Raw genomic sequence first — 22,784 nt, 5'->3', positions numbered from 1 at the left:
GAGTTCCCCATGAAGAAGCGGGTTGGAATCGAAGCGCTGGCCGTGGCGGTGCCCCGGCGGTACGTGGACATCGAGGACCTGGCGCGCGCGCGCGGCGTGGACCCCGCGAAGTTCACCGCCGGCCTGGGCGCGAAGGAGATGGCGATCAACGACCCGGGTGAGGACTCGGTGTCGCTGGCGGCCACGGCGGCCGCTCGGCTCATCCAGCAGCAGTCGGTGGACACGTCGAAGATCGGCATGCTGGTGGTGGGCACCGAGACGGGCGTGGACCACTCGAAGCCCATCGCGTCGCACGTGCACGGCCTGCTCAAGCTGCCGCGCTCCATGCGCACGTTCGACTCGCAGCACGCCTGCTACGGCGGCACGGCGGGCCTGATGGCGGCAGTGGAGTGGATCGCCTCCGGCGCGGGCGCGGGACGCACGGCGCTGGTGGTGTGCACGGACATCGCGCGCTACGGCCTGAAGACGGCGGGCGAGCCCACCCAGGGTGGCGGCGCGGTGGCGCTGCTGGTGTCGGAGACGCCGGACCTGCTGGCGCTGGACGTGGGGCTCAACGGCGTGTGCACGTCGGACGTGTATGACTTCTGGCGCCCGGTGGGTCGCCGGGAGGCGCTGGTGGACGGGCACTACTCCATCACCTGCTACCTGGACGCGATGGCGGGTGCGTACCGGGGCTGGCGCCAGCGCGCGATGGAGCAGGGGTTGGTGCGCTGGGATTCCAAGCTGCCCAGTGAGCAGCTGGCGCGCATCCTGTACCACGTGCCCTTCTGCAAGATGGCGCGCAAGGCGCACGCGCAGGTGCGGCTGTGCGACCTGGAGGACGCGGTGGGCCCCGGCCCGGCCACGCCCGAGGCGCGCGATGAGTCCGCGAAGTCGCAGGCGAGCTACGACGCGCAGGTGGCGAAGTCGCTGGGCCTGAACGCGCGCGTGGGCAACGTCTACACGGCGTCGCTGTACCTGGCGCTCGCGGGCCAGTTGCACGCGGAGGGCGCGGCGCTGGCGAACCAGCGCGTGGGCCTGCTCTCCTACGGCAGCGGCTGCTGCGCGGAGTTCTACTCCGGCGTGGTGGGTGAGAAGGCGGCGGAGCGGATGGCGCGCGCGGACCTGGACACGGTGCTGGCGAAGCGTGAGCGCGTGTCGGTGGAGGAGTACGAGCGGCTGATGAACCTGCCGTACGACGCGCCGGAAGCCATCGCGCCGGAGCCGGGCACGTTCCGGTTGGCGGAGATTGTCGAACACCGCCGCAAGTACGCGGGCGCGTAGTTCGCGACAGATTGGGTTGTCTTTGACGGGCGATGCGCGCGGAGAGCGTGCATCGCCCATCTTGCATTCCCCGCGGCTTGAACCCGGACGAAGACGGTGCTCACCTCCCGTTCAGTCCATCCCAGAGCCCGACGGCATCCTCGCCCGGGCCCTGCTCGCTACATTCGAACAGGAACTCTGGGCCTGAGTTTCCACCTGAGTTTCCAGGTGCGGGCAACCTTCATTTTGCATGGAGAATCCATCCTGGAATAGTGGGAAGAAGCCGCCAGGTACGTCCATCCATGTCCACGCCCCCTGCCTCCTCGAACTCCCCCACGCCTGCGCTGCTCGTCCGTTCGTCCGGCCCCTTCGGCACCTGCATGGTGACGACGCGGGCGGTGGCGGCGGGCGAGGTGCTGCTCGTCATCGAAGGCAGCCGGGTCCGCGCTCCCGGCCGGGACACGCTCCAGGTGGGCGTGGACCAGCACCTGGCGACGCCGGATGCCCCCTGGCGCTTCATCAACCACGCGTGCGAACCGACGGCCCTGTTCCACCCCGGCTCGGACACGGAGTCGCCCCGGTTCACGGCGCGCACGGCGTTGGCGGCCGGGCAGGAAGTCACCTTCAACTACCTGACCTCCGAGTGGAACCTGGCGGCACCCTTCCCCTGCGGATGCGGCGCGGCCACCTGCGTCGGATGGGTGCGCGGCGCCCGCTACCTCACCGCGGGCCAGCGCGACGCATTGGGCCCGGCACTGCTGCCCCACATCCGGCAGCAACTCCAGCCGCGTCCCGACGCTCCCCCCTGGTACCACGACGCCTTCGCCATCACCGATGACGTCTGGTATCTGCCGCTCGACGCCACCGCGGCCACGGAGGTGGAGCAGGCCTTGCGCCTGCTGGAGTTGAAGCCCGGCGCGAACATCCTCGACGTGTGCTGTGGACACGGACGCCATGCGATTGAGCTGGCCCGGCGTGGCCTGAGCGTCACCGGCCTGGACCTGTCCTCCGAACGTCTGGGCATGGCCCGCGAGCGCGCCCAGCGGGCCGGCGTGGACATCACCTGGGTGCAGGCGGACATGCGGACCATCCCCAGCCGGGGCCAGGACGCCGCCATCCTGCTCTACACGTCCTTCAGCTTCCTGGAGAACGACGCGGCCCAGTTGGAGGCGCTGCGCTCCATCCGGGAGACGCTGGTCCCCGGCGGCCAGCTCCTCATCGAGGTCGACAACCGCGACCACGCCCTCCGCCAGCCTCCGCGCCAGTGGGGAGAGTCCGAAACCCTGCTCTGGTGGGAGGAGAACCGCTTCGAGCCGCGCACCAGCCGCAACCACCGCCACTACAAGGGACGGGACCCACGGACGGGCAAGGCCTACGAGCAGCGCATCCACTACCGCCTGTTCTCCGCGCATGAGCTGCTCGGCCTGCTCGAACAGGCGGGCCTGCGGGAGGACGGCCTCTGGGGAGACCTGGAGGGCCACCCCTTCTCGCTGGACAGCCCGTCACTGGTCATCCGGGCGCGGCGACGCGAGTGAGCCGGGAAGGCACGGGACTACAACACCTCCGCGCGCAGGTCCGGGAACACCTTGCCCACCTTTCCGAGCAGGTAGTCCCCATACGTGCCCCGGAACGCATGCACACTCTGGCGGTCCCACCGCTCCGCGTGGTCATCCGCGCCGCCGTCGCGCAGCACCGGTGAGTCGATGGCGTGGATCTCCGCCGTCCAGCCGGGGTCGAAGAAGAATGGCAATGACAGACGGTCGCGGCCCGCGCGGTTGAGCACCCGGTGCGGCGTGGAGCGATACACGCCCCGGGTCATCCGGTCGAGCATGTCCCCGATGTTGCAAACGAACGTGCCCTCCACCGGCGGCGCGTCCATCCACCGCACCTGCCCGTCCTTGCGCGACTTCACCTGGAGCCCGCCCGCGTCGTCCTGCTTCAGGATGGTGAGCACGCCGTAATCGGTGTGTTCGCCCACGCCCCACACCGGCAGCCCCTCCCCGTCCACCTCCGGGCCCGGCGGGTAGTTGAAGATGCGGAACAGCACCGTGGGGTCCTTCATGTAACGCGCGGCGAAGAAGTCCTCCTCCAGCTCCAGGCTGAGCGCGATGCCAGACATCAGCGCGTGCCCCAGCGACGTCAGCGCCTCCATGTACTCAAGCACCGCGCCGCCCAGGCCCGCCGGCTCCCGGGGGAACAGGTTCGGGCCGTGCAGCGGCGTGCCGGCGAGGACTCGCGGATCCTCCGGCGACAGCTCCGTGCCGAAGTACAAGCCCTCCTTGCGGTCGGGACGGCCCGACGTGAGCTCGCCGCCCACCGGGAAGAAGCCCCGCCACGCCCGGCCTCCCAAGGCCATGCGCACGGACTGTTTCTCCGCCTCCGACCGCGCGAAGAACTCCCGCGCCAGGGACTCCAGCCGCGCCTGGAGCCCCACGTCCACGCCGTGCCCGGTGACGTAGAAGAACCCGTTGTGCCGACACGCGACGCCCATCCTCGCGGCGACTTCGCGGCGGGCCGCGAGGCTCGACGTGGCGTCGACGAGGGCTCGGACGTCGATGACGGGCACGGTGTCCATGGGGGCTTGCTCCTCCGGGAGGCGGACGACGCCGCCGACTCTAACGCGTCGGGAGGGGCCCGGGGGTTGGGACTCCTCCGCGCATCAGGACGCGGCGGGACCCGCGTCCGAGGCGCCTGCGTCCGAGGCGCCTGCGTCCGAGGCGCCCGCGTCAGCGATGCCCGAGTCGGCGGCACCCGCGTCTGAAACACCTGCGTCAGAAACACCTGCGTCCGCGGGATCGTACTCCGTCCGGATGGTGCAGGAGCCATCACAGTGAGCATCGCACTCGACCCGGGTGCAGCCTCCATGGGTGGCAGTGCACCCCGTGGGCGCAGCACAGTTCTTACCCGTGCATCCCCCCGTGCAGACGACCTTCCCGATTCCCATGGCCATGGGGGCCAATGACCCACCCGAGACGGCTTGCGACGTGAGCTCGGGCTCCACCTGGAATCGCAAGGACGAAATCCTCTGCCCATTCACATGCTCTTCCGTGGGCAGGCCGATGGGCGTCCGTTTCGCGCCCTTGAGAAGTCGCGCGACCTCGGGATCGGTCGCGTCAATCATGGTGCAGTGACTCGCCGCCTCCCTTGTCGCTGTTTCTATTCCGGGAGGGGAACCCACTTCATCACCACAGCCGACCAAAGCGGTGACGAGCAGTCCAGCGACCATTCCACGGATGAATGCGTGTTTTTGAGTCTTCATGTGTCAATACCCCCTCGACGTGAAGACATGACTCTAGATGCGGCTTTTTCCTGTTTATGACTGTATTTCTGTATTTGATTCAAGACTGTCGACTGGACAACAGCGGCGCGGCACGGAGGGAGGTCCGCGCCGGCGCCATTTCCCGCTAACGTGCCACGCATGGCTTCTGCTCCCGCCCCGGGTTCCGTGTTGCGTGTGGGTCTCCTCGGCTATGGCCTGTCCGGCTCGCGCTTCCATGGGCCGCTGGTGGCCACGGAGCCCGCCTTCACGCTGGCCGCCGTCGCGTCGCGCCGCGCCGACGTCGTGGCGCGCGACTGGCCGGGCGTCCGGACGGGCACGGTGGACTCCCTGCTGTCGGATCCGGACCTGCACGTGCTCGTCGTCTGCACGCCCAATGACAGCCACGCGTCGCTCGCCGAACAGGCCCTGCGCGCGGGCAAGCACGTGGTGGTGGAGAAGCCCTTCGCGCTGGATGCGGACGAAGCGCTCCGGCTGGACGGGCTCGCGAAGGAGCGCGGCCTGTGCCTCACCGTGTTCCACAACCGCCGGTGGGACGGCGACTTCCTCACCGTGCGCCAGCTCCTGAGCCAGGGACGGCTGGGGACGCTCTACAGCCTGGAGAGCCACTTCGACCGCTTCCGTCCGGAGGTGAAGGCGCGCTGGAAGGAACAGGATGTGCCCGGCGGCGGCACGCTGTGGGACCTGGGCTCGCACCTCGTCGATCAAGCCGTGCAGCTCTTCGGCATTCCGGAGTCGGTGGGCGCGGACCTGGGCCGGCAGCGCCCCGGCGCACAGGGCACCGACTGGTTCCATCTGGTGTTGCGGTATGGCGCGCTGCGCGTGCTCCTGCACTCGGGTTCGGTGGTGCATGCACCGTGGCCCCGCTTCGTGTTGCAGGGGGACCGGGATGCCTACGTGAAGTCCGGCCTGGATCCGCAGGAGGGCCAGCTCGAAGCGGGCCTGCGCCCCGGCCATCCGGACTTCGGCAGCGAGCCTCCGGCGAACCATGGCCGGCTGCTGACCTCCGGGGAGAGCGTGCCCACCGCGCCCGGCGACTACGGCCATTTCTACCGCCAGCTCGCCGCCGCCATCCTGCACGGCGCCCCGGTGCCGGTGTCCGCGCTGAGCGCGAGCCAGACCGTGCGCGTCCTCCAGGCCGCCCTCCAGAGTGACGCGGAGGGCCGGCGCATCACCCTGCCCCGGGACTGATTACCTCCGGGCTAGAGCGCCTTCTCCAGCACCAGGAACGTGGGCGATGTGTAGCCCGCGTGCGTGCCGTGGGAATGGAAGGCGTAGCCCTGGCTCGCGTACCACGCGTGGTGCGACGTCAGCGCGAGCCGCACCGACAGGCGCACCCGCGTGTGTCCCAGCTCGCGCGCTCGGGCCTCCACCGCGCGCATGAGCTGGAGCGACAGTCCCCGGCCCCGGAAGGCCGGCAGCACCGCGAGCCGATCCAGGTAGACGTGGTCCTCCTTCGGATGGAAGAACACGCAGCCTTGCGGCAGTCCGTCCGCTTCCACCACGAAGGCCCCGCCGTCCCGCAGCTCCCGCGTCACCACGGCTTCCGTCTTGTCGTGCGCGCTGGAGGGCGGCTCCAGGCGTCCCCGGTACTCCTCGAAGGCTTCGCGCAACACGCGCGTGAGGAGGCCAGCGTCACCGGGCGTCGCTTCGCGAATCGTGGAGGGGGCAGCGTCGGGCATCGTCGTCAGCCTGCGAAGGGGATGCGCAGGGCGTTCCACCATCACGGTCAAACACCGCTGTCACGGCGCGCCCAACACCGGGCGTGGCATTGAATTCCCGCGCGGTCCACGCAGCCTCGGGTCCGCTGCGAGCTGACGACCGGGCAGGGGCGCAAAACGCTGCCGGGTGTCGGAGGCGCTGTCTACTATCCGCCGCCTCGCAGCCCGGGAACGTGTCGCAACGCTGTTTCCGAGTGCCCCAGCGAAGCCCCCTCAAGGAGTCGCAAGCCCATGGCCCCTACCCCTGAGCAGAAGCGCGCGCGGCTGGCGGAGCTGCTGCGCGAGAAGCTTCGGCCCTCGCACCGCGTGCCCGCCTCATTCGCCCAGGAGCGCCTGTGGTTCCAGGAGCGGCTGGCGCCTGGGCAGGCAGGGCTGGACCTCATCCAGTCCGTGCGTCTTTCCGGGAAGCTCGACGTGGAGTCGCTGGCGGGCAGCCTGAATGAAGTCGTGCGCCGTCACGCCGCGCTGCGCACCACCTTCGTGGAGCAGGACGGGCGTCCGTGGCAGCACATCGCGCCCGCGCTCGTCGTGCCGCTTCCCGTCGAACGCGTGGCGGACGCGGACGCGGCGTGGCGCAGGCTGCGGGAAGAGGCCCGGGCGCCGTTCGACCTGGAGCAGGGGCCCCTGCTGCGCGCCGCGCTCTTCGTCATCTCCGACAGCGATCACCTGCTGATGCTCAAGCTGCACCACGCCGTCTCCGACGGTTGGTCCCTGGGCGTGCTGGTGCAGGAGCTGGGCGCGGCCTACGAAGCGCTGGCGGCGGGCGAACCCGTGACGCTGCCCGAGCTGCCCCTGCAGTACCCGGAGTATTCCGTGTGGCAGCGCGAGTCGCTGCGGGGCCCCGCGCTGGAGTCCCAGCTCGAGTGGTGGCGCTCGCGGCTGGATGCCCGGGCCGTCCTGACGCTGCCCACCGACCGACCCCGTGGCGCGCAGGGGGATCCCCGGGGCGCGACCGTGTCCGCGCTGCTGCCTCCGGAGCTGCTCCAGCGGCTGTCGGCCCTCGCGAGGCAGGAGGGCAGCACGCTCTTCACGGTCCTGCTCGCGGGCTTCAATGTGCTGCTGCTGCGCTACTCAGGCCAGGACGATCTCACGGTGGGGACGCCCATCGCCGGGCGTTCCCGTACGGAGCTGGAGCGGCTCATCGGCCTGTTCGTCAACACGCTGGCCCTTCGCACCTCGCTGGAAGGTGACCCGTCCTTCCGGGCGCTCATCGCCCGCGTGCAGGCGTCCGCGCTGGGGGCCTTCGCCCACCAGGACGTGCCCTTCGAGAAGCTGGTGGAGGTCCTCCAGCCGCCGCGCCACCTGGACGTTCCTCCGTTCTTCCAGGTGATGTTCGCCCTGCAGAACGCGCCCCTGTCCCTCGCGCGGCACGCCGGAATCTCACTCGATGCGCGCAGCGTCGACCGGGGCTTCTCCCAGTTCGACCTCACCCTCTTCGCCATTGAACGGCCGGAGGGCCTGCGGCTCACCGCCGAATACCGCACCGCGCTCTTCGACGAGGCCACGGTGGCACGGCTGCTGGGCCACCTGCGCAACCTCCTGGAGGACGCCGTCGCCCGACCTGAAGCGCGCCTGTCGGAGCTGTCCCTGCTGGACGCGGAGGAGCGTCAGCGCGTGCTCCATGCGTGGAACGGACCTCGCGAGGCGTTTGCGCGCGGGGTGCTGCTGCATCAGCTCGTGGAGGCGCAGGTGGCGCGCACGCCCGACGCGGTGGCGGTCACCTTCGAGGGCGCATCCCTGACGTATGCCCGACTGGATGCGCGCGCCAACCAGCTCGCGTGGCACCTGCGAAGGCTGGGCGTGGGGCCGGAGGTCCGGGTCGGGCTGTTGTTGGAGCGCTCGCTGGAGCTGGTGGTGGCGCTGCTCGCCACGCTGAAGGCCGGTGGCGTCTACGTGCCCTTTGATCCGTCCTTCCCCGCCCAGCGCCTCGCGTGGATGGCGGAGGACGCGCGGCCCGCCGTGTTCCTTACCCAGGAGCGGCTGGTATCGCGACTGCCCGTCCATGATGGGACGGTGCTCCGCCTGGACTCCCAATGGGAGGAGGTGGAGTGCCAGCCCTCCGCGACCCCGCCTCCAGTGTCGCCCGAGGAGGCGCTGGCCTACGTCATCTTCACCTCTGGCAGCACGGGACGACCCAAGGGCGCGATGAACGCGCACCCCGGCATCATCAACCGCCTGCTGTGGATGCAGGGCGCGCATCCGCTGTCGCCCGACGACGCGGTGTTGCAGAAGACGCCCTTCAGCTTCGACGTGTCCCTGTGGGAGTTCTTCTGGCCCCTGATGACGGGAGCGCGGCTGGTGGTGGCACGGCCCGGTGGACATCAGGAGCCGGGCTATCTGGCGGACCTCATCGCCCGGGAGCGCGTCACCACCACGCACTTCGTGCCGTCCATGCTCCAGGTGTTCCTGGAGGAACCCGGCCTGGAGCGCTGCGCGTCGCTGCGCCAGGTGGTGTGCAGCGGAGAAGCCCTGCCGCTGGAGCTGGCCGAGCGGTGCCTGGAGCGGCTTCCCACCGTGCGCCTGCACAACCTCTACGGCCCCACCGAGGCCGCGGTGGAGGTCACCGCGCATGAGTGCGTGCGCGGGAAGCTGGGGCGCTCGGTGCCCATCGGCCATCCGGTGGCCAACACGCAGATCCGACTGCTGGACGCGACGCTGCGGCCGGTGCCCCAGGGTGTTCCCGGGGAGCTGTTCATCGGGGGCGTGCAGGTGGGACGGGGGTATCTCGGCCGGCCGGAGCTGACCGCGGAGCGCTTCGTTCCGGATGCGTACGGCGACACGCCCGGGGCCCGGCTGTACCGCACCGGGGACGTGGCCCGCTGGCTGCCTGACGGCGCCATCGAGTACCTGGGCCGCACGGACTTCCAAGTGAAGGTGCGCGGGCTGCGCATCGAGTTGGGGGAGATTGAAGCCGCGCTGGAGCAACACCCCGCCGTGCGTCAGGCGGTGGTGGTCGCTCGCGCCGGCACCACGGCCAGCGACACGCGGCTGGTGGCGTATCTCGTCGGCCGTGCGGACGCGCCCCGGGTGGAGACCGAGGCCCTCCGTGCGTTCCTCGTGGAGAAGCTTCCCGAGTACATGGTGCCCGCGACCTTCGTCCCGCTGGACGCCCTGCCTCTCACCGCCAGCGGCAAGGTCGACCGCAAGGCCCTGCCCGTCCCCGACGCCGCCACGGTCGTCGCCCCGGTGCATGTCGCTCCGAGGACTCCCACCGAGGAGCGACTCGCTGCCCTGTGGACGGAGCTGCTGCGCGTCGAGCGCGTGGGCGTTCACGACGACTTCTTCGCCCTGGGAGGCCACTCCCTGCTGGCCACGCAGCTCCTCTCGCGGATCCGTGCGGCCTTCCAGTTCGAGCTTCCGCTGCGCGCCGTCTTCAAGACGTCCACGCTCGGGGCCCTCGCATCGGCGATCGACGCAGGCCAGGGACACGCCCCCGGAGTCCAGGAGCTGCCGCTGCGCTCCGTTTCCCGTGACGAAGCCCTGCCGCTGTCCTTCGCGCAGCAGCGCCTGTGGTTCCTGGATCAGCTCCAGCCCGGCTCCGTCGCCTACAACCTGCCCGGCTCCGTCCTGATCGAGGGAGACCTCCAGGCCGGGGCGCTGCGACAGGCGCTGGACGCGCTGGTCCAACGTCATGAGGTGCTGCGCACCACGTTCGCCGCCGGTCCCCACGGCCCGGTCCAGCGCATCGCTTCCGACACGGCGTGTCCCTTCGAAACGGTGGACCTGGGCACGCTCGCCCCCGAGCCACGCGAGGCCCGGCTGCGAGAGGTCATCTCCGAGCAGGCACGGCGCTCCTTCGACCTGGCCCGGGGTCCCCTCTTCCGCGCGGTGCTGGTGCGCCTGGAGGAGACGCGGCATGTGCTGCTCGTCCTCACGCACCACATCGCCTCGGATGGCTGGTCCACGGGGATCCTCGTGCGGGAGCTGGTCGCCCTCTACCGCGCGCTGGCTTCCGGAGAGACGCCCGCGCTGCCTCCCCTGCCCGTCCAGTACGCCGACTTCGCCTCGTGGCAGCGACAGCGGATGCAGGGGGAGCTGCTCGCGACGCAGCTCGGATGGTGGCGGGAACAACTCGCCGGTGCGCCTCCGCTGTTGATGCTTCCCACCGACCGGCCGCGTCCGGCCGTGCAGACTGTCAATGGGGATCATCTCCCCGTGCGACTGCCACGGAGGCTGGCGGACGCTGTGCACGCGGTGGCGAAGCAGGAGGGCGTCACGCCCTTCATGGTGTTGCTGGCCGCGTACCAGTTCCTGCTGTCGCGGTATGCCGGCCAGGAAGACGTCAGCGTGGGCGCTCCGGTCGCGGGACGCACCCGGGCGGAGACCGAGGGGCTCATCGGCTTCTTCGTGAACACGCTGGTGCTGCGGGCCCGTATCGACCCGCGCGCTTCGTTCCGGACGCTGCTGGCCCAGGTGAAGGCGACGACGCTGAGCGCCTTCGAACACCAGGACGTCCCCTTCGAGAAGCTGGTGGAGGAGCTTCAGCCCGCGCGCGACCCAAGCCACACGCCCTTCTTCCAGGTCACCCTCACGCTCCAGAACGCACCCACCACGGAGTGGCTCGCTCCGGGGCTCACGCTGCGCGAAGTGCCCTCCCCCGTCACGTCCTCGAAGTACGACTTCAGCCTCATCCTGGAGGAGTCACCGGACGGCTTCACCGGCGGCCTCCACTACAACACCGACCTCTGCGACGCCGCCTTCCTCCAAGGTCTGCTCCGCGACTACGCCACGTTGCTCGAAGCGCTTCCCGGACAGCTCGACTCACCGATGGAGGGGCTGTCGCTGCTGGCGGGTGAGGACCGACGGCGGGTGCTGGAGGACTGGAGCGGCGTCCCGGCCGTGCGCGACTTCTCCCGGCAGTCCATCCCCGCGCGCTTCGCTCAGCAGGTCGCTCTCGCGCCCAACGCCCTGGCGTTGGTTTCCGAGGAGGGCAACGTCACCTATGGCGATCTGGATGCGCGCTCGAATCAGCTCGCGCGCCACCTGCGCGCCCTGGGCATCGCCGAGGGCAGCCGCGTCGCGGTGCTCCTGCCCCGTTCGCGGGAACTCATCCTCTCGCTGCTGGCCGTGCTCAAGGCCGGTGCCGCCTATGTCCCCGTCGACCTGAACGCCCCGCCCGAGCGGTGGTCGCTGCTGCTGGAACAGTCCGGCGCCGCGCTGGTCATCACCGTGGCTTCGCTCGCGGACGAATTGCCTGCCTTGCTGACGCCGCTGGTGTTGCTGGACGAGGAGTCCTCGTCGCTGGCGTCACGTCCGGCGACGGCGCTGCCTGCTCCAGGGCTGGAGGGTGACAGCCTCGCCTACGTCCTCTTCACCTCCGGCTCCACGGGCCTGCCGAAGGGCGTCTGCGTTCCGCACCGCGCCGTGCTGCGACTGGTGGTGGACAACGACTTCCTGCGCTTCGGCTCCGAGGAGGTCGTCCTCCAACTCGCACCGGCCGCCTTCGATGCATCCACCCTTGAAATCTGGGGCGCGCTGCTCAACGGCGCCCGGCTCGTGCTCGCGCCTCCGGGGGAGCTGTCCCTCGCGCGCATCGCCGAGACCCTGGCCCGCCATCGCGTCACCACGCTGTGGCTGACGGCCGCGCTCTTCGAACAGATGGCGGTGCACCATCCGGACGCCCTCGCCGCGGTGCCCCAGGTGCTGGCGGGCGGTGACGTGCTTCCCGCCGTCCGCGTGCGGGAGCACCTGGCGCGAATCGGTCCGGACGCCGTGCTCGTCAACGGCTACGGCCCCACGGAGAACACCACCTTCTCCACCACCCACGCGATGCACGCGGGTGATCCGGTAGGCGCCTCCGTTCCCATTGGACGTCCGCTGCCACACTCCACAGCGTACGTGCTGGACGCAGTGATGCGCCCGGTGCCCCCTGGTCTGCCCGGGGAGTTGTACGTCGGGGGCGAAGGACTCGCGTGGGGCTACCTGCGCCAGCCCGCGCTCACCGCCGAGCGCTTCCTCCCGCACCCGTTCAGCACCACGCCCGGGGCGCGCCTGTACCGCACCGGAGACCGGGCCCGCTGGCGGCCGGACGGCACGTTGGACTTCCTGGGGCGCACCGACTTCCAGGTGAAGCTGCGCGGCTTCCGCATCGAGCCGGGCGAAGTCGAAGCGGCCCTGCGCGCCCTGCCGGGCGTGCATGAAGCCGTGGCCGTGGTGCGCGAGGCCCCTGCCGGAGACAAGCGGCTGGTGGCCTACGTCGTCGGTGAGGCGTTGGAAGGACAAGCCCTGCGCTCCGCCCTCCAGCAGCGGCTTCCCGACTACCTGATCCCCGGTGCCTTCGTGGTGCTGGAGGCGATGCCCCTCAACGCCAACGGCAAGCTGGATCGCTCGGCCCTGCCGGAGCCCGAAGCCCCGGTGGCAACGGAGCGCTTCGTCGCCCCTCGCGATGCGATCGAGGAACAACTGGCGGGCCTCTTTGGCGAAGTGCTGCACGTGGCTCGAGTGGGCATCCACGATGACTTCTTCGACCTGGGCGGCCATTCGCTGCTGGCCACGCAGGTGGTGTCGCGCCTGCGCTCGGCGTTCGGGGTGGAGCTGCCGCTGGGGGACCTCTTCGCCGCGCCCACGGTGGAGACGCTCGCCGTCCGCGTCGCCGCGCTGCGGGCCCGGGAGGATTCGACTGCGCGCGTGCCGCTGCTCGTGGCCGCGCCTCGCACCGGACCGGTGCCGCTGTCCTTCGCGCAGCAGCGCCTGTGGTTCCTGGATCAGCTCCAGCCCGGCAGTGCCTTCTACAACGTGCCCGGCGTCCTCATGCTTGACGGCACCTTGAACGCCAGCGCGCTGGAGCAGTCCCTCCAAGCCCTGGTCCAGCGCCATGAAGCCCTGCGCACCACCTTCGCTTCCGAGGGGGATTCGCCGGTCCAGCGGATCCACGCAGAGGGACGGCTCTCGCTGTCCGTCATCGACCTGGAGTCCCTTCCGGAGGAGCGTCGCGAGGCAGAAGCGCGGCGGCACTCCGCGGTGGAGGCCACCCGCCCCTTCGACCTGGGCACTGGTCCGCTCGTGCGCGCCGTGCTGCTGCGGCTGGAGGCAAGGCGGCACTGGTTGCTGCTCACGCTGCACCACATCGTGTCCGACGGTTGGTCCATCGGCGTCTTCGCGCGCGAGCTGGGCTCGCTGTATCGCGCCTTCGCGGCCGGTCAGCCGGCCACGCTTCCCGCCCTGCCCCTCCAGTACGCCGACTTCTCGCTCTGGCAGCGCCAGTGGCTGCGGGGGGACGTGCTCCAGGCGGAGCTGGACTGGTGGCGTCAGCAGCTTGTCGATGCGCCCACGGCGCTGGAGCTTCCCACCGACAAGCCTCGCCCCGCCACGCAGTCGTTCCGGGGTGCGTCCCTTCCCGTGACGCTGTCGTCGGAGCTGTCCGCGTCCGTGAAGGCGCTGGCGGCACGGGAGGGCGCTACGCCCTTCATGGTGCTGCTCGCGGGCTTCCAGTTGCTGCTGTCGCGCTACGCCGGACAGGACGACGTCCTCGTGGGCTCCGCCATCGCCAACCGCAACCGCGCGGAGACCGAGGGCCTCATCGGCTTCTTCGTGAACACGCTGGTGCTGCGGGCCCGCATCGACCCGCGCGCTTCGTTCCGGTCGCTGCTGGCCCAGGTGAAGGCGACGACGCTCGCGGCGTACGCGCACCAGGACCTTCCCTTCGAGAAGCTGGTGGAGGGCATGCAGGGGGCTCGGGACCTGAGCCGCTCGCCGCTGTTCCAGGTGGCCTTCACGCTCCAGAACGCACCGGTGGGAGCGCTGGAGCTTCCCGGCCTGCGCCTGGAGCTGCGCAGCGGGGAGATCACCACGGCGAAGTTCGACCTGGACTTCAGCCTCCAGGAGCGAGACGGCGCGTTCAGCGGCGAGCTCAACTTCAGCACCGACCTCTTCACGCCCACCACCGTCGCCCGGATGGTGACGCACCTCCAGGCGTTGCTCGGGGCGCTCACGTCCCGGCCAGAGGTTCCGGTGTCGCGGCATTCGCTGCTGCAAGGCTCCGAGCGTCAACGCGTGCTGGTGGACTGGAACGCGACGCACCGGCCGCTCACGCCCCATGGCGTCCCGGAGTTGTTCGCGCCGCACGTCCTGCGCGCGCCTGACGCCGTGGCGGTGCAAGTCGAAGGACGGTCGCTCACCTACGCGGCGCTGGAGGCTCGCGCCAACCAGCTTGCCCGGCACCTGCTCGCCTCTGGGCTGCGGCCGGAGGCCCGCGTCGCGCTGTGCGTGGAGCGGGGGTTGGGGCTGGTGGTGGGGATGCTCGGCATCCTCAAGGCCGGCGGCTGCTACGTGCCCATGGACCCGGCGTACCCACGTCCGCGGCTCGCGTTCATGTTCGAGGACGCGGGCATCTGCGCGGTGGTGGCCCAGCAGGAACTCCTGGGGGCGCTGCCGGTGCATTCCCTGCCCACGGTGTGCCTGGACTCCGACGCGGCGGTGCTCGACCGACAGTCGGTGCTGCCACCCGAAGGCGTGGTCGTGGATCCGGAGCAGCTGGCCTACGTGCTCTACACGTCGGGTTCCACCGGCAGGCCCAAGGGCGTGGGCATCACGCACCACTCCATCGCGCACCTGGTGCGGGACACGAACTACGTGCGGCTGACGCCGGACGACTGCATGGTGCAGGCCGGTACGCCGTCGTTCGACCTGGCCACCTTCGAGGTCTGGGGCGCGCTGCTCAACGGCGCCCGGCTGGTCATCCTTCCGCGCGACGTGACGCTGTCTCCCAGGGAGCTGGCACGGACCCTGCGCGAGGTGGGCGCGACCACCGCCCTGTTCGCCACGGCGTTGTTCCACACGGTGGCCCGCGAGGTTCCGGACGCGTTCGCCACGATGCGCGTGGTGCTCTTCGCGGGTGAGGCCGCGAACGCGGATGCGGCTCGCGGGGTGCTGCGGGCGGGGCCTCCAGGCCGGTTGGTGAACCTGTATGGCCCCACGGAGACGACGGTCGGCGTCACCACGCATGACCTGGTGGACCTGCCGGAACACGCCACGTCGGTGCCCATCGGTCGTCCGATGACGCGGGTCCAGACGTACGTGCTGGATGCCCATGGACAGCCCGTGCCGGTTGGCGTCCCGGGCGAGCTGTACCTGGGTGGGGATGGCCTCGCGCGCGGCTACCTGGGGCGCCCCGAGCTGACCGCCGAACGCTTCGTGCCCTCGCCCTTCGGCGACGTGCCCGGGGCCCGGCTCTACCGCACCGGAGACCGTGTGCGCTGGCTGCCGGAGGGCACCCTGGACTTCCTGGGCCGAATCGACACGCAGGTGAAGCTGCGCGGCTTCCGCATCGAGCTGAGCGAAGTGGAAGCCATCCTCCGGCAGCACCCTTCTGTGAAGGCCGCGGTGGCCGGGGTGCTGGACGGTGGCGCGGGCGATCCCCGGCTGGTGGCCTGGTACGTGCCTGGGACGCCGGTGGACGCGGCGGTGCTTCGCGCCTTCGTCTCCGAACGGCTGCCCGCGCCCCTGGTGCCCTCCGCGTTCGTGTCGCTGGAGGCCCTGCCGCTCACGCCCGTGGGCAAGGTGGATCGCAAGGCGCTGCCCTCGCCGGATGCGCGCTCGGTCGCCGCCGGCCCCTCGGCTCCGGAGCACCTGTCGTTCTTCCAGAAGCGCATCGCCACGCTGTTCCAGGACCTGCTGCGCCTGGAGACGGTGGGACTGCACGATGACTTCTTCGTCATCGGAGGCCACTCGCTCCTGGCCACGCAGCTGATCTCCCGGCTGCGGACCACGTTCGGCGTGGAGCTGCCGCTGCGCGCGCTCTTCGATGCGCCCACCGTCGCGCGACTCACGGACCGGGTGGAGGCCCAACTGCTCTCGCGCGTCACCGGCCCGGCGATTCCCGCGCTCGTCCCCACGTCGCGGGAACGGGACCTGCCGCTGTCCTTCGCGCAGCAGCGGCTTTGGGTGGTGGAACAACTGCGCCCGGGCGGCAGTCACTACAACGTCCCCACCGCGCTGCGGCTGGAAGGCACGTTGGACACCGAGGCCCTGCGCCGTGCCCTGGAGTTCGTCGTCGCCCGCCACGAGGCCCTTCGCTCCACGTTCGCGATGAAGGACGGGCAGCCCGTCCAGACGGTGCATCCCGCCTCCGCGTGGGACCTGCCCGTCACCGACCTGTCGGCCGTGGACGCAGAGAGGCGCGAGGACGAGGCCCGCCGGATCTCCGTGGAGGAGGCCGCGCGTCCGTTCGACCTGGGCCGGGGGCCGCTCCTTCGCACGCGCCTCCTGCGCCTGGATGCGGGGGCACACGTGTTGCTCCTGTGCATGCACCACATCGTCTCCGACGGATGGTCGCTGGGCGTGTTGGTGCGGGAGGTGGTGGCGGGCTACGAGGCCTTTGCCTCGGGCCGCACGCCCGTGCTTCCCGCGCTGCCCGTGCAATACGCCGACTTCGCTGTGTGGCAGCGCTCCTGGCTCCAGGGGGACGTGCTGGCGCAGCAGGTGGCGTGGTGGAAGCAGCACCTCGCCGGGGCTCCGCGTGTGCTGGAGCTGCCCACCGACAAGGTCCGCCCCGCGCTCCAGTCCACGCACGGTGCCCTGCTTCCCGTGCACCTGCCTTCGGAGTCGGTGGAGCGGCTGGTGGCGCTGGGCCGTAAGGAAGGGGCGACGCCCTATATGGCGCTGCTCGCGGTGTGGCAGGTGCTGCTGTCGCGCTACTCGCGGCAGGAGGAGCTGCTGGTGGGCTCGCCCATCGCCGGCCGTGAGTACGGGGAGCTGGAGGGACTGGTCGGCTTCTTCGTGAACACGCTGGTGCTGCGCGGGCGCGTGCGGTCGGGGGACACGTTCCGGCCCCTGCTCGCCCAGGTCCGGTCCTCGACGCTCGCCGCGTTCGAGCACCAGAGCCTGCCGTTCGAGAAGCTGGCGGAGGAGCTTCAGGTGGATCGCGACCTGAGCCGCAATCCCCTGGTGCAGGCTGTCTTCGCGCTCCAGAACGCCCCCACCGGCGAGCTGAAGGCGCCGGGCCTCACGCTGCGCCCGGTGCCGGTGGACAACGCCACGGCGCGCTTCGACCTGGGCCTGTTGCTGCACGAGGCACCGGACGGCCTGCGCGGCGTGCTCGAATACAGCACCGACCTCTTCGAGCGCTCCACCGTGGAGCGGCTGATCGGCCACCTGCGCACGCTGCTGGACGCGGTCGTCGCGGATCCGGACGTGGCGCTGTCCCGCCTGGAGTGGCTCACGGCGGAGGAGCGCCGACAGGTGCTCACGACGTGGAATGCCACCGGCGTGGACTACCCGCGAGAGTCGAACCTGGCCGAGCGCTTCGCGCATCAGGTCGCCTTGCGCCCGGAGTCCATCGCGCTGGAGTTCGGAGAGACGCGGCTGACGTATGCCCAGCTCGACGCGCGCGCCAATGCGTTGGGCCACGTGCTGCGGTCGCAGGGCGTCGGTCCGGATGCGCTCGTGGCGGTCTGCCTGGAGCGCTCCGTGGAGCTCATCGTCACGCTGCTGGCCATCCTCAAGGCCGGGGGCGCGTACGTGCCACTGGACGCGGCGTATCCGGCGCGGCGGCTGTCGCTCATGGTGGAGGACGCTCCGCCCCGGCTGCTCGTCACCACGCGTTCGCTGCGCTCCACGCTGTCCATTCCGGACGCGGTGCCTTGCCTCTTCGTGGAGGAGCAGTCCCTGGAGGGACAGCCCACCACCGCTCCGGATGTGGTGATTTCCGCGCGGAACCTCGCGTACGTGGACTTCACCTCCGGTAGCACGGGGCGCCCCAAGGGCGTCGCCGTGGAGCACCGGGGCGTGCTGCGCCTGCTGCACGGTGCCGCCTGGGCGCGCTTCACTCCGGAAGAGTCCTTCCTGCTCATCGCGCCGCTGTCCTTCGACGCGTCCACGCTGGAGATCTGGGGCCCGCTGCTGTCCGGAGGTCGGCTCGTCGTCTTCCCGCCGCAGCCCCCCACCGACCTGGAGCTGCTGGGACAGGTCCTGCGCCGTCACGGCGTCACGTCGCTCTACCTGTCCGCGGGCCTGTTCGCGCAGGTGGTGGACGTGAAGCTGGAGGTGCTGCGTGGACTGCGGCAGCTCTTCGTGGGCGGGGACGTGCTGTCGCCCACGCACACGCGCCGCGTGGTGGAGACGCTGGGACTTCCGGTGGTCAACGGCTACGGCCCCACCGAGGCCACCGTCTTCACCTGCTGCCTGCGCATGGAGCGCCCCGAGGATGTGACGGGCGACCTGCTCCCCATCGGTCCCCCCGTGTCGAACACGCGGGTGTACGTGGTGGACGGCGCGCTCCGGCCCGTGCCCGTGGGCGTTCCCGGGGAGCTGCTCATCGGTGGTGACGGGCTCGCGCGTGGCTACCTCTCCCGTCCGGAGCTGACGGCGGAGCGCTTCGTGCCGGATCCGTTCGCGACCTCGCGGGGCGAGCGTGTCTACCGCACGGGCGATCTGGTGCGCTGGCGCGCGGATGGGAGCCTGGACTTCCTGGGCCGCATCGACAGCCAGGTGAAGGTGCGCGGCTACCGCATCGAGCTGTCCGAGGTCGAAGCCGCGCTCAAGGGCTGGCGCCCTGCCCTCGCCGATGCCGCCGTGCTCGTGCGCGAGGATGTGCCGGGCGACAAGCGGCTCGTGGCCTACGTGGTGCCCACCGTCGCTGGCGTGCTGGACGTCCAGGCCCTGCGCGAACACCTGCGGCAGCGGCTGCCCGAGTACATGGTGCCGACCGCGTTCGTCACGCTGCCGGCCCTGCCGCTCACCCCCAACGGCAAGCTGGACCGCAAGGCCCTTCCGGAGCCCGACGCCGCGTCCACCGCGCGCAAGGGCCGCTTCGTGGAGCCCGGAAGTCCGCTGGAGGATCAGCTCTCCGCCATCTGGGCGCGGGAACTGGGAGCCCGCCGCATCGGCGTGCACGACCATTTCTTCGAGGACCTGGGCGGCACGTCGCTCACCGTGGTGCGCGTCAGCCACCGGCTGCGTGAAGCGCTCCAGCGCGACGTGCCCGTGGTCTGGCTGTTCGAACATCCCACTGTCCATGCGCTCGCCCAGCGTCTGGAGCGGGAGGGCGCGAAGGCCGTCACGTCTCTGGCGGAGCCGGCGGCTCCACGTCCGACGCCTACGGCTGCGGCAGTGTCGGCACCCGCGTTGATTCTCACCGCCTCGCCTGGGCCGACGCTGGGGCAATCAGTGCCGCTCCCTACGGCTTCGACTACGGCAGAACCTGGGCCTTCCTCCGGGGTGTCACCGGGAACGTCGGAGAAGGCTCCGACGCCCGCGCTGCCTTCGGGCGCCATCGCGATCGTCGGCATGTCCGGGCGGTTCCCCGGGGCGACTTCGGTGGAGGAGTTCTGGAAGAACCTGCGCGAGGGCGTGGAGTCCATCTCCCGCTTCTCTCCCGAGGAACTGGAGCACCTGCCCGGCCTGCCTCCGGGCGTGGAGCTGTGGCAACACCCGGGCTTCGTCCCCGCGCAGGGCGTGCTCGCGGACATTGATCAGTTCGATCCCGCCTTCTTCGACATGTCCCTGCGCGAGGCGCAGTGGACCGACCCGCAGCAGCGGCTGTTCCTTCAGTGCGCCTGGGCCGCGCTGGAGGACGCGGGCATCGACCCCTCGCGCTTCCCGGGCGTCATCTCCCTGTTCGCGGGGGCGAACGAATCCGGCTACGCGAACGAGGTCCGGCAGCACCTGCCACTGGACTCGGCGGCCTTCTTCGAGCTGTTCGGCACCGCGACGTACCAGAGCCTGCCGACGAAGGTGTCCTACAAGCTGGGGCTCACCGGCGAGAGCATGCTCGTGTACACCGCGTGCTCCACGGGGCTCGTGGCGGTGCACGTCGCCTGTCAGAACCTGCTGACGGGCCTGTCGGACGTGGCGCTCGCGGGAGCGACCCGGCTGTCGGTGCCGCAGCGCACCGGCTACGTGCACCAGGAGGGGATGATCTACTCCCCGGATGGCCACTGCCGAGCCTTCGATGCGCAGGGCAAGGGCACGGTCTCCGGCAGTGGCGTGGCCGCCGTGGTGCTCAAGCGGTTGGAGGATGCCGTGCGCGACGGCGACCCCATCCACGCCGTCATCCGCGCCACCGCCGTGAACAACGACGGGCGCAACAAGTCCGGCTTCACCGCGCCGAGCGTGCAGGGGCAGGCGGCCGTCATCACCCAGGCGCTGAACCGCTCGGGCGTGGCGCCCCAGGACATTGGCTACGTGGAAGCGCACGGCACGGCGACCCCGCTGGGCGATCCCATCGAGGTCGCGGCGCTCCAGCGCGCCTACGGCCTGGGGACCGAACATCGGGGCACCATCGCGCTCGCGTCGCTGAAGACGAACGTGGGCCACCTGGACACGGTGGCGGGCATCGCGGGCCTCATCAAGGTCGCGCTGTCGCTGCGTGAAGGCGAGATTCCCCCCAGCCTCCACTTCGAGCAGCCGAACCCCCAGATCGACTTCGACTCGGGGCCGTTCTTCGTCAACACCCGCCTGCGACCCTGGCCCCGGGGGGAGACGCCCCGACGCGCCGCGGTCAGCTCGTTCGGGGTGGGCGGAACGAACGCGCACGCCGTGTTGGAGGAGGCGCCGGTGGCCCCCAGTGGTCCCACGTCGCGCTCGCACCAGCTCTTCGTGCTGTCGGCGCGTTCACCCGAGGCGCTGGAGGCGGCGGCGCTGAAGCTCGCGGCGCACGTGCTCGCGAACCGGGCCCCGGAAGCGTTGGAGGCGGCTTCGCTGAAGCTTGCCCAGCAGGTGCTGTCGGCGCGCTCGCCCGAGGCGCTGGAGGCGGTGGCGAAGCAGCTCGCGTTGCATGTGCTGTCCGCCCGTTCTCCAGGGGCCCTGGAGGCCTTGTCGTCCCAGTTCTCCGTGCAGGTCTCCGGAGCGGAGACGACGCTCGCGGACACGGCGTATACGCAGGCCGTCGGACGGCGGGCCTTCGAGTACCGGCGCACGGTGGTGGCGCGCGACGCGGAGGACCTGGCGAAGCAGCTGCGCAAGTCGATCACGCCAGTGCGCGTGAAGGACGTGGAGGCGGCCCGCCGCAAGCGGGTGGCGTTCGTCTTCTCCGGACAGGGCAGCCAGCAGTTGGGCATGGGGCGGGAGCTTTCCGAATCCCTGCCGGCCTTCCGAGCGCATGTGGACACCTGCCTCGCGCTGTTGGAGGAGCCGCTGCGCGCGAGGGTGGAAGCACTGCTGCGCCCGGGTCGCGAGGCCGACGGGGCGGTGCTCGCGGACACCCGCGTCGCGCTGCCCGCGCTCTTCACGGTGCAGGTGGCACTGGCGCGGCTGTGGCAGGACTGGGGCATCGTCCCCCACGCCGTGCTCGGCCACAGCTTTGGCGAGTACGCCGCCGCGTGTGTCGCGGGGGTCCTCTCCCTGCCCGAAGCCCTGCGACTGGCCGTGGTCCGGGGCGAGCTGATGCACCGGCTGCCCCCGGGCGCGATGCTTGGCGTGGCCCTGCCGGCGACGGACGTTCAGCCGCTGCTGTCCGGACGTCTGACGCTCGCCGCGATCAACGCTCCGGATCGGTGCGTCGTCTCCGGTCCCGTGGAGGAGGTGGAGCGCTTCCAGCCCCTGTTGCAGCAGCGCAAGGCCGGCGCGGTGCGCATGCCCTCGCCGCATGCCTTCCACTCCGCGGACGTGGAGCCCCTGATGGGGGAGCTGGCGCGCGTGGTGGCCACGCTTCAGCGCCATGAGCCTTCCGTGCGCTACGTGTCCAGCCTCACCGGCGCGGTGGCGCGACCGGGTGAGCTGGCCTCCGCCGACTACTGGGCCACGCAGATGCGTCAGCCCGTGCGATTCACCGACGCGGTGGGTTCGCTCCTCGAAGAAGGGTGCAGCGTGCTGCTGGAGGTGGGGCCCGGCCAGGACCTCACGCCGCTGATGCGCGCCTGCCTTGGCGAGGACAAGGAGCGGGTGAAGGCGCTCGCTTCGCTGCGGCGGGGCGGCACGACGACGGAGCAGTCCGGCCTCCTCCAGTGCGTGGGGGAGCTGTGGACCTCGGGCCTGGAGGTGGACTGGAGCGCCTTCTACGCCCATGAGCAGCGGCGCCGCGTGCACCTGCCCACCTATGCGTTCCTGCGCAAGCGCTGCTGGGTGGAGCCTCGCGGCCAGGACGGTGCGCCGTCGGCCGCGAAGCCCTCCGGACGTCCGCCCGAGGTTGCGTCCGCCACGAGTGCGACGCCTGCAAGTGCCCTCCCGACTGTGACGCCCGCATTGCCCCGTGCTCCGGAGGGCCATGCGGTTCCGACGCCTGCGGACCCTGTCCCGGTGAACGTTCCGGCCGCCAGAGCACCGACCGCCCACCCTCCCCTGGAGCCTGCTTCCGTCTCCGTGCCTTCAGGCCGTGAGGACGCGCCGCGCGGCGATGTCGAACTGCGGATCGCCACCCTCTGGCGTGAGCGGCTGGGCATGGACTTCGTCGGCCGCGACGACAACTTCCTGGAGCTGGGCGGCAACTCCCTCATGGCCGCGCAGCTCCTCAACCAGCTCCGCGACACCTTCCACGTCCAGGTGCCCCTGGCCGCGCTCTTCGAAGCGCCCACCGTCGCGGGCCTCGCCTCGCGCATCGAGCCCCTGCTCCTGAACACTCCCGTGGTGGAGCCCACGCGCGAGCTGCCCCTCGTGCCCCGCCCGCGCAC

At 70.8% G+C, this 22,784-nt stretch carries 6 protein-coding genes; 4 read left to right on the top strand and 2 right to left on the bottom strand.

Annotation, left to right across the window (positions count from 1 at the left end):
• Positions 1–9: 9 nt before the first annotated feature.
• Both D7X74_RS03085 and D7X74_RS03080 read left to right on the top strand, forming a co-directional pair.
• Entirely contained in the window at positions 10–1,263 is a 1,254-nt protein-coding gene (locus tag D7X74_RS03085) for a hydroxymethylglutaryl-CoA synthase family protein (protein WP_120531404.1), read from the top strand.
• Between the two features lie 281 nt (positions 1,264–1,544).
• Positions 1,545–2,777 (top strand): methyltransferase domain-containing protein, encoded by a 1,233-nt coding sequence (locus tag D7X74_RS03080; protein WP_233601940.1) that lies wholly within the window; start codon positions 1,545–1,547, stop codon positions 2,775–2,777.
• A gap of 17 nt (positions 2,778–2,794) precedes the next feature.
• On the opposite strand, the gene D7X74_RS03075 is transcribed toward D7X74_RS03080, so the two are convergent.
• A complete protein-coding gene (locus D7X74_RS03075; protein ID WP_120531403.1) occupies positions 2,795–3,817 on the bottom strand; it encodes an isopenicillin N synthase family oxygenase in 1,023 nt (340 codons plus the stop codon).
• Positions 3,818–4,687: 870 nt separating this feature from the next.
• Here D7X74_RS03075 and D7X74_RS03070 point away from each other — a divergent pair.
• On the top strand, positions 4,688–5,710 hold the full coding sequence (locus D7X74_RS03070; RefSeq protein WP_233595415.1) for an oxidoreductase: 1,023 nt from the start codon (positions 4,688–4,690) through the stop codon (positions 5,708–5,710).
• Between the two features lie 11 nt (positions 5,711–5,721).
• Here the strand turns inward: D7X74_RS03070 and D7X74_RS03065 are convergent, their stop codons facing one another.
• A complete protein-coding gene (locus D7X74_RS03065; protein WP_158622162.1) occupies positions 5,722–6,201 on the bottom strand; it encodes a GNAT family N-acetyltransferase in 480 nt (159 codons plus the stop codon).
• A 270-nt stretch (positions 6,202–6,471) separates the two neighbouring features.
• Here D7X74_RS03065 and D7X74_RS03060 point away from each other — a divergent pair.
• The coding region (locus tag D7X74_RS03060; protein ID WP_120531401.1) for a non-ribosomal peptide synthetase/type I polyketide synthase at positions 6,472–22,784 on the top strand (16,313 nt) is incomplete at its 3' end.

It is taken from the genome of Corallococcus sp. CA047B (genome assembly GCF_003612065.1).
In the GTDB taxonomy this organism is placed as follows: domain Bacteria; phylum Myxococcota; class Myxococcia; order Myxococcales; family Myxococcaceae; genus Corallococcus; species Corallococcus praedator.
This window is presented reverse-complemented; position numbering and strand designations above follow the sequence as displayed.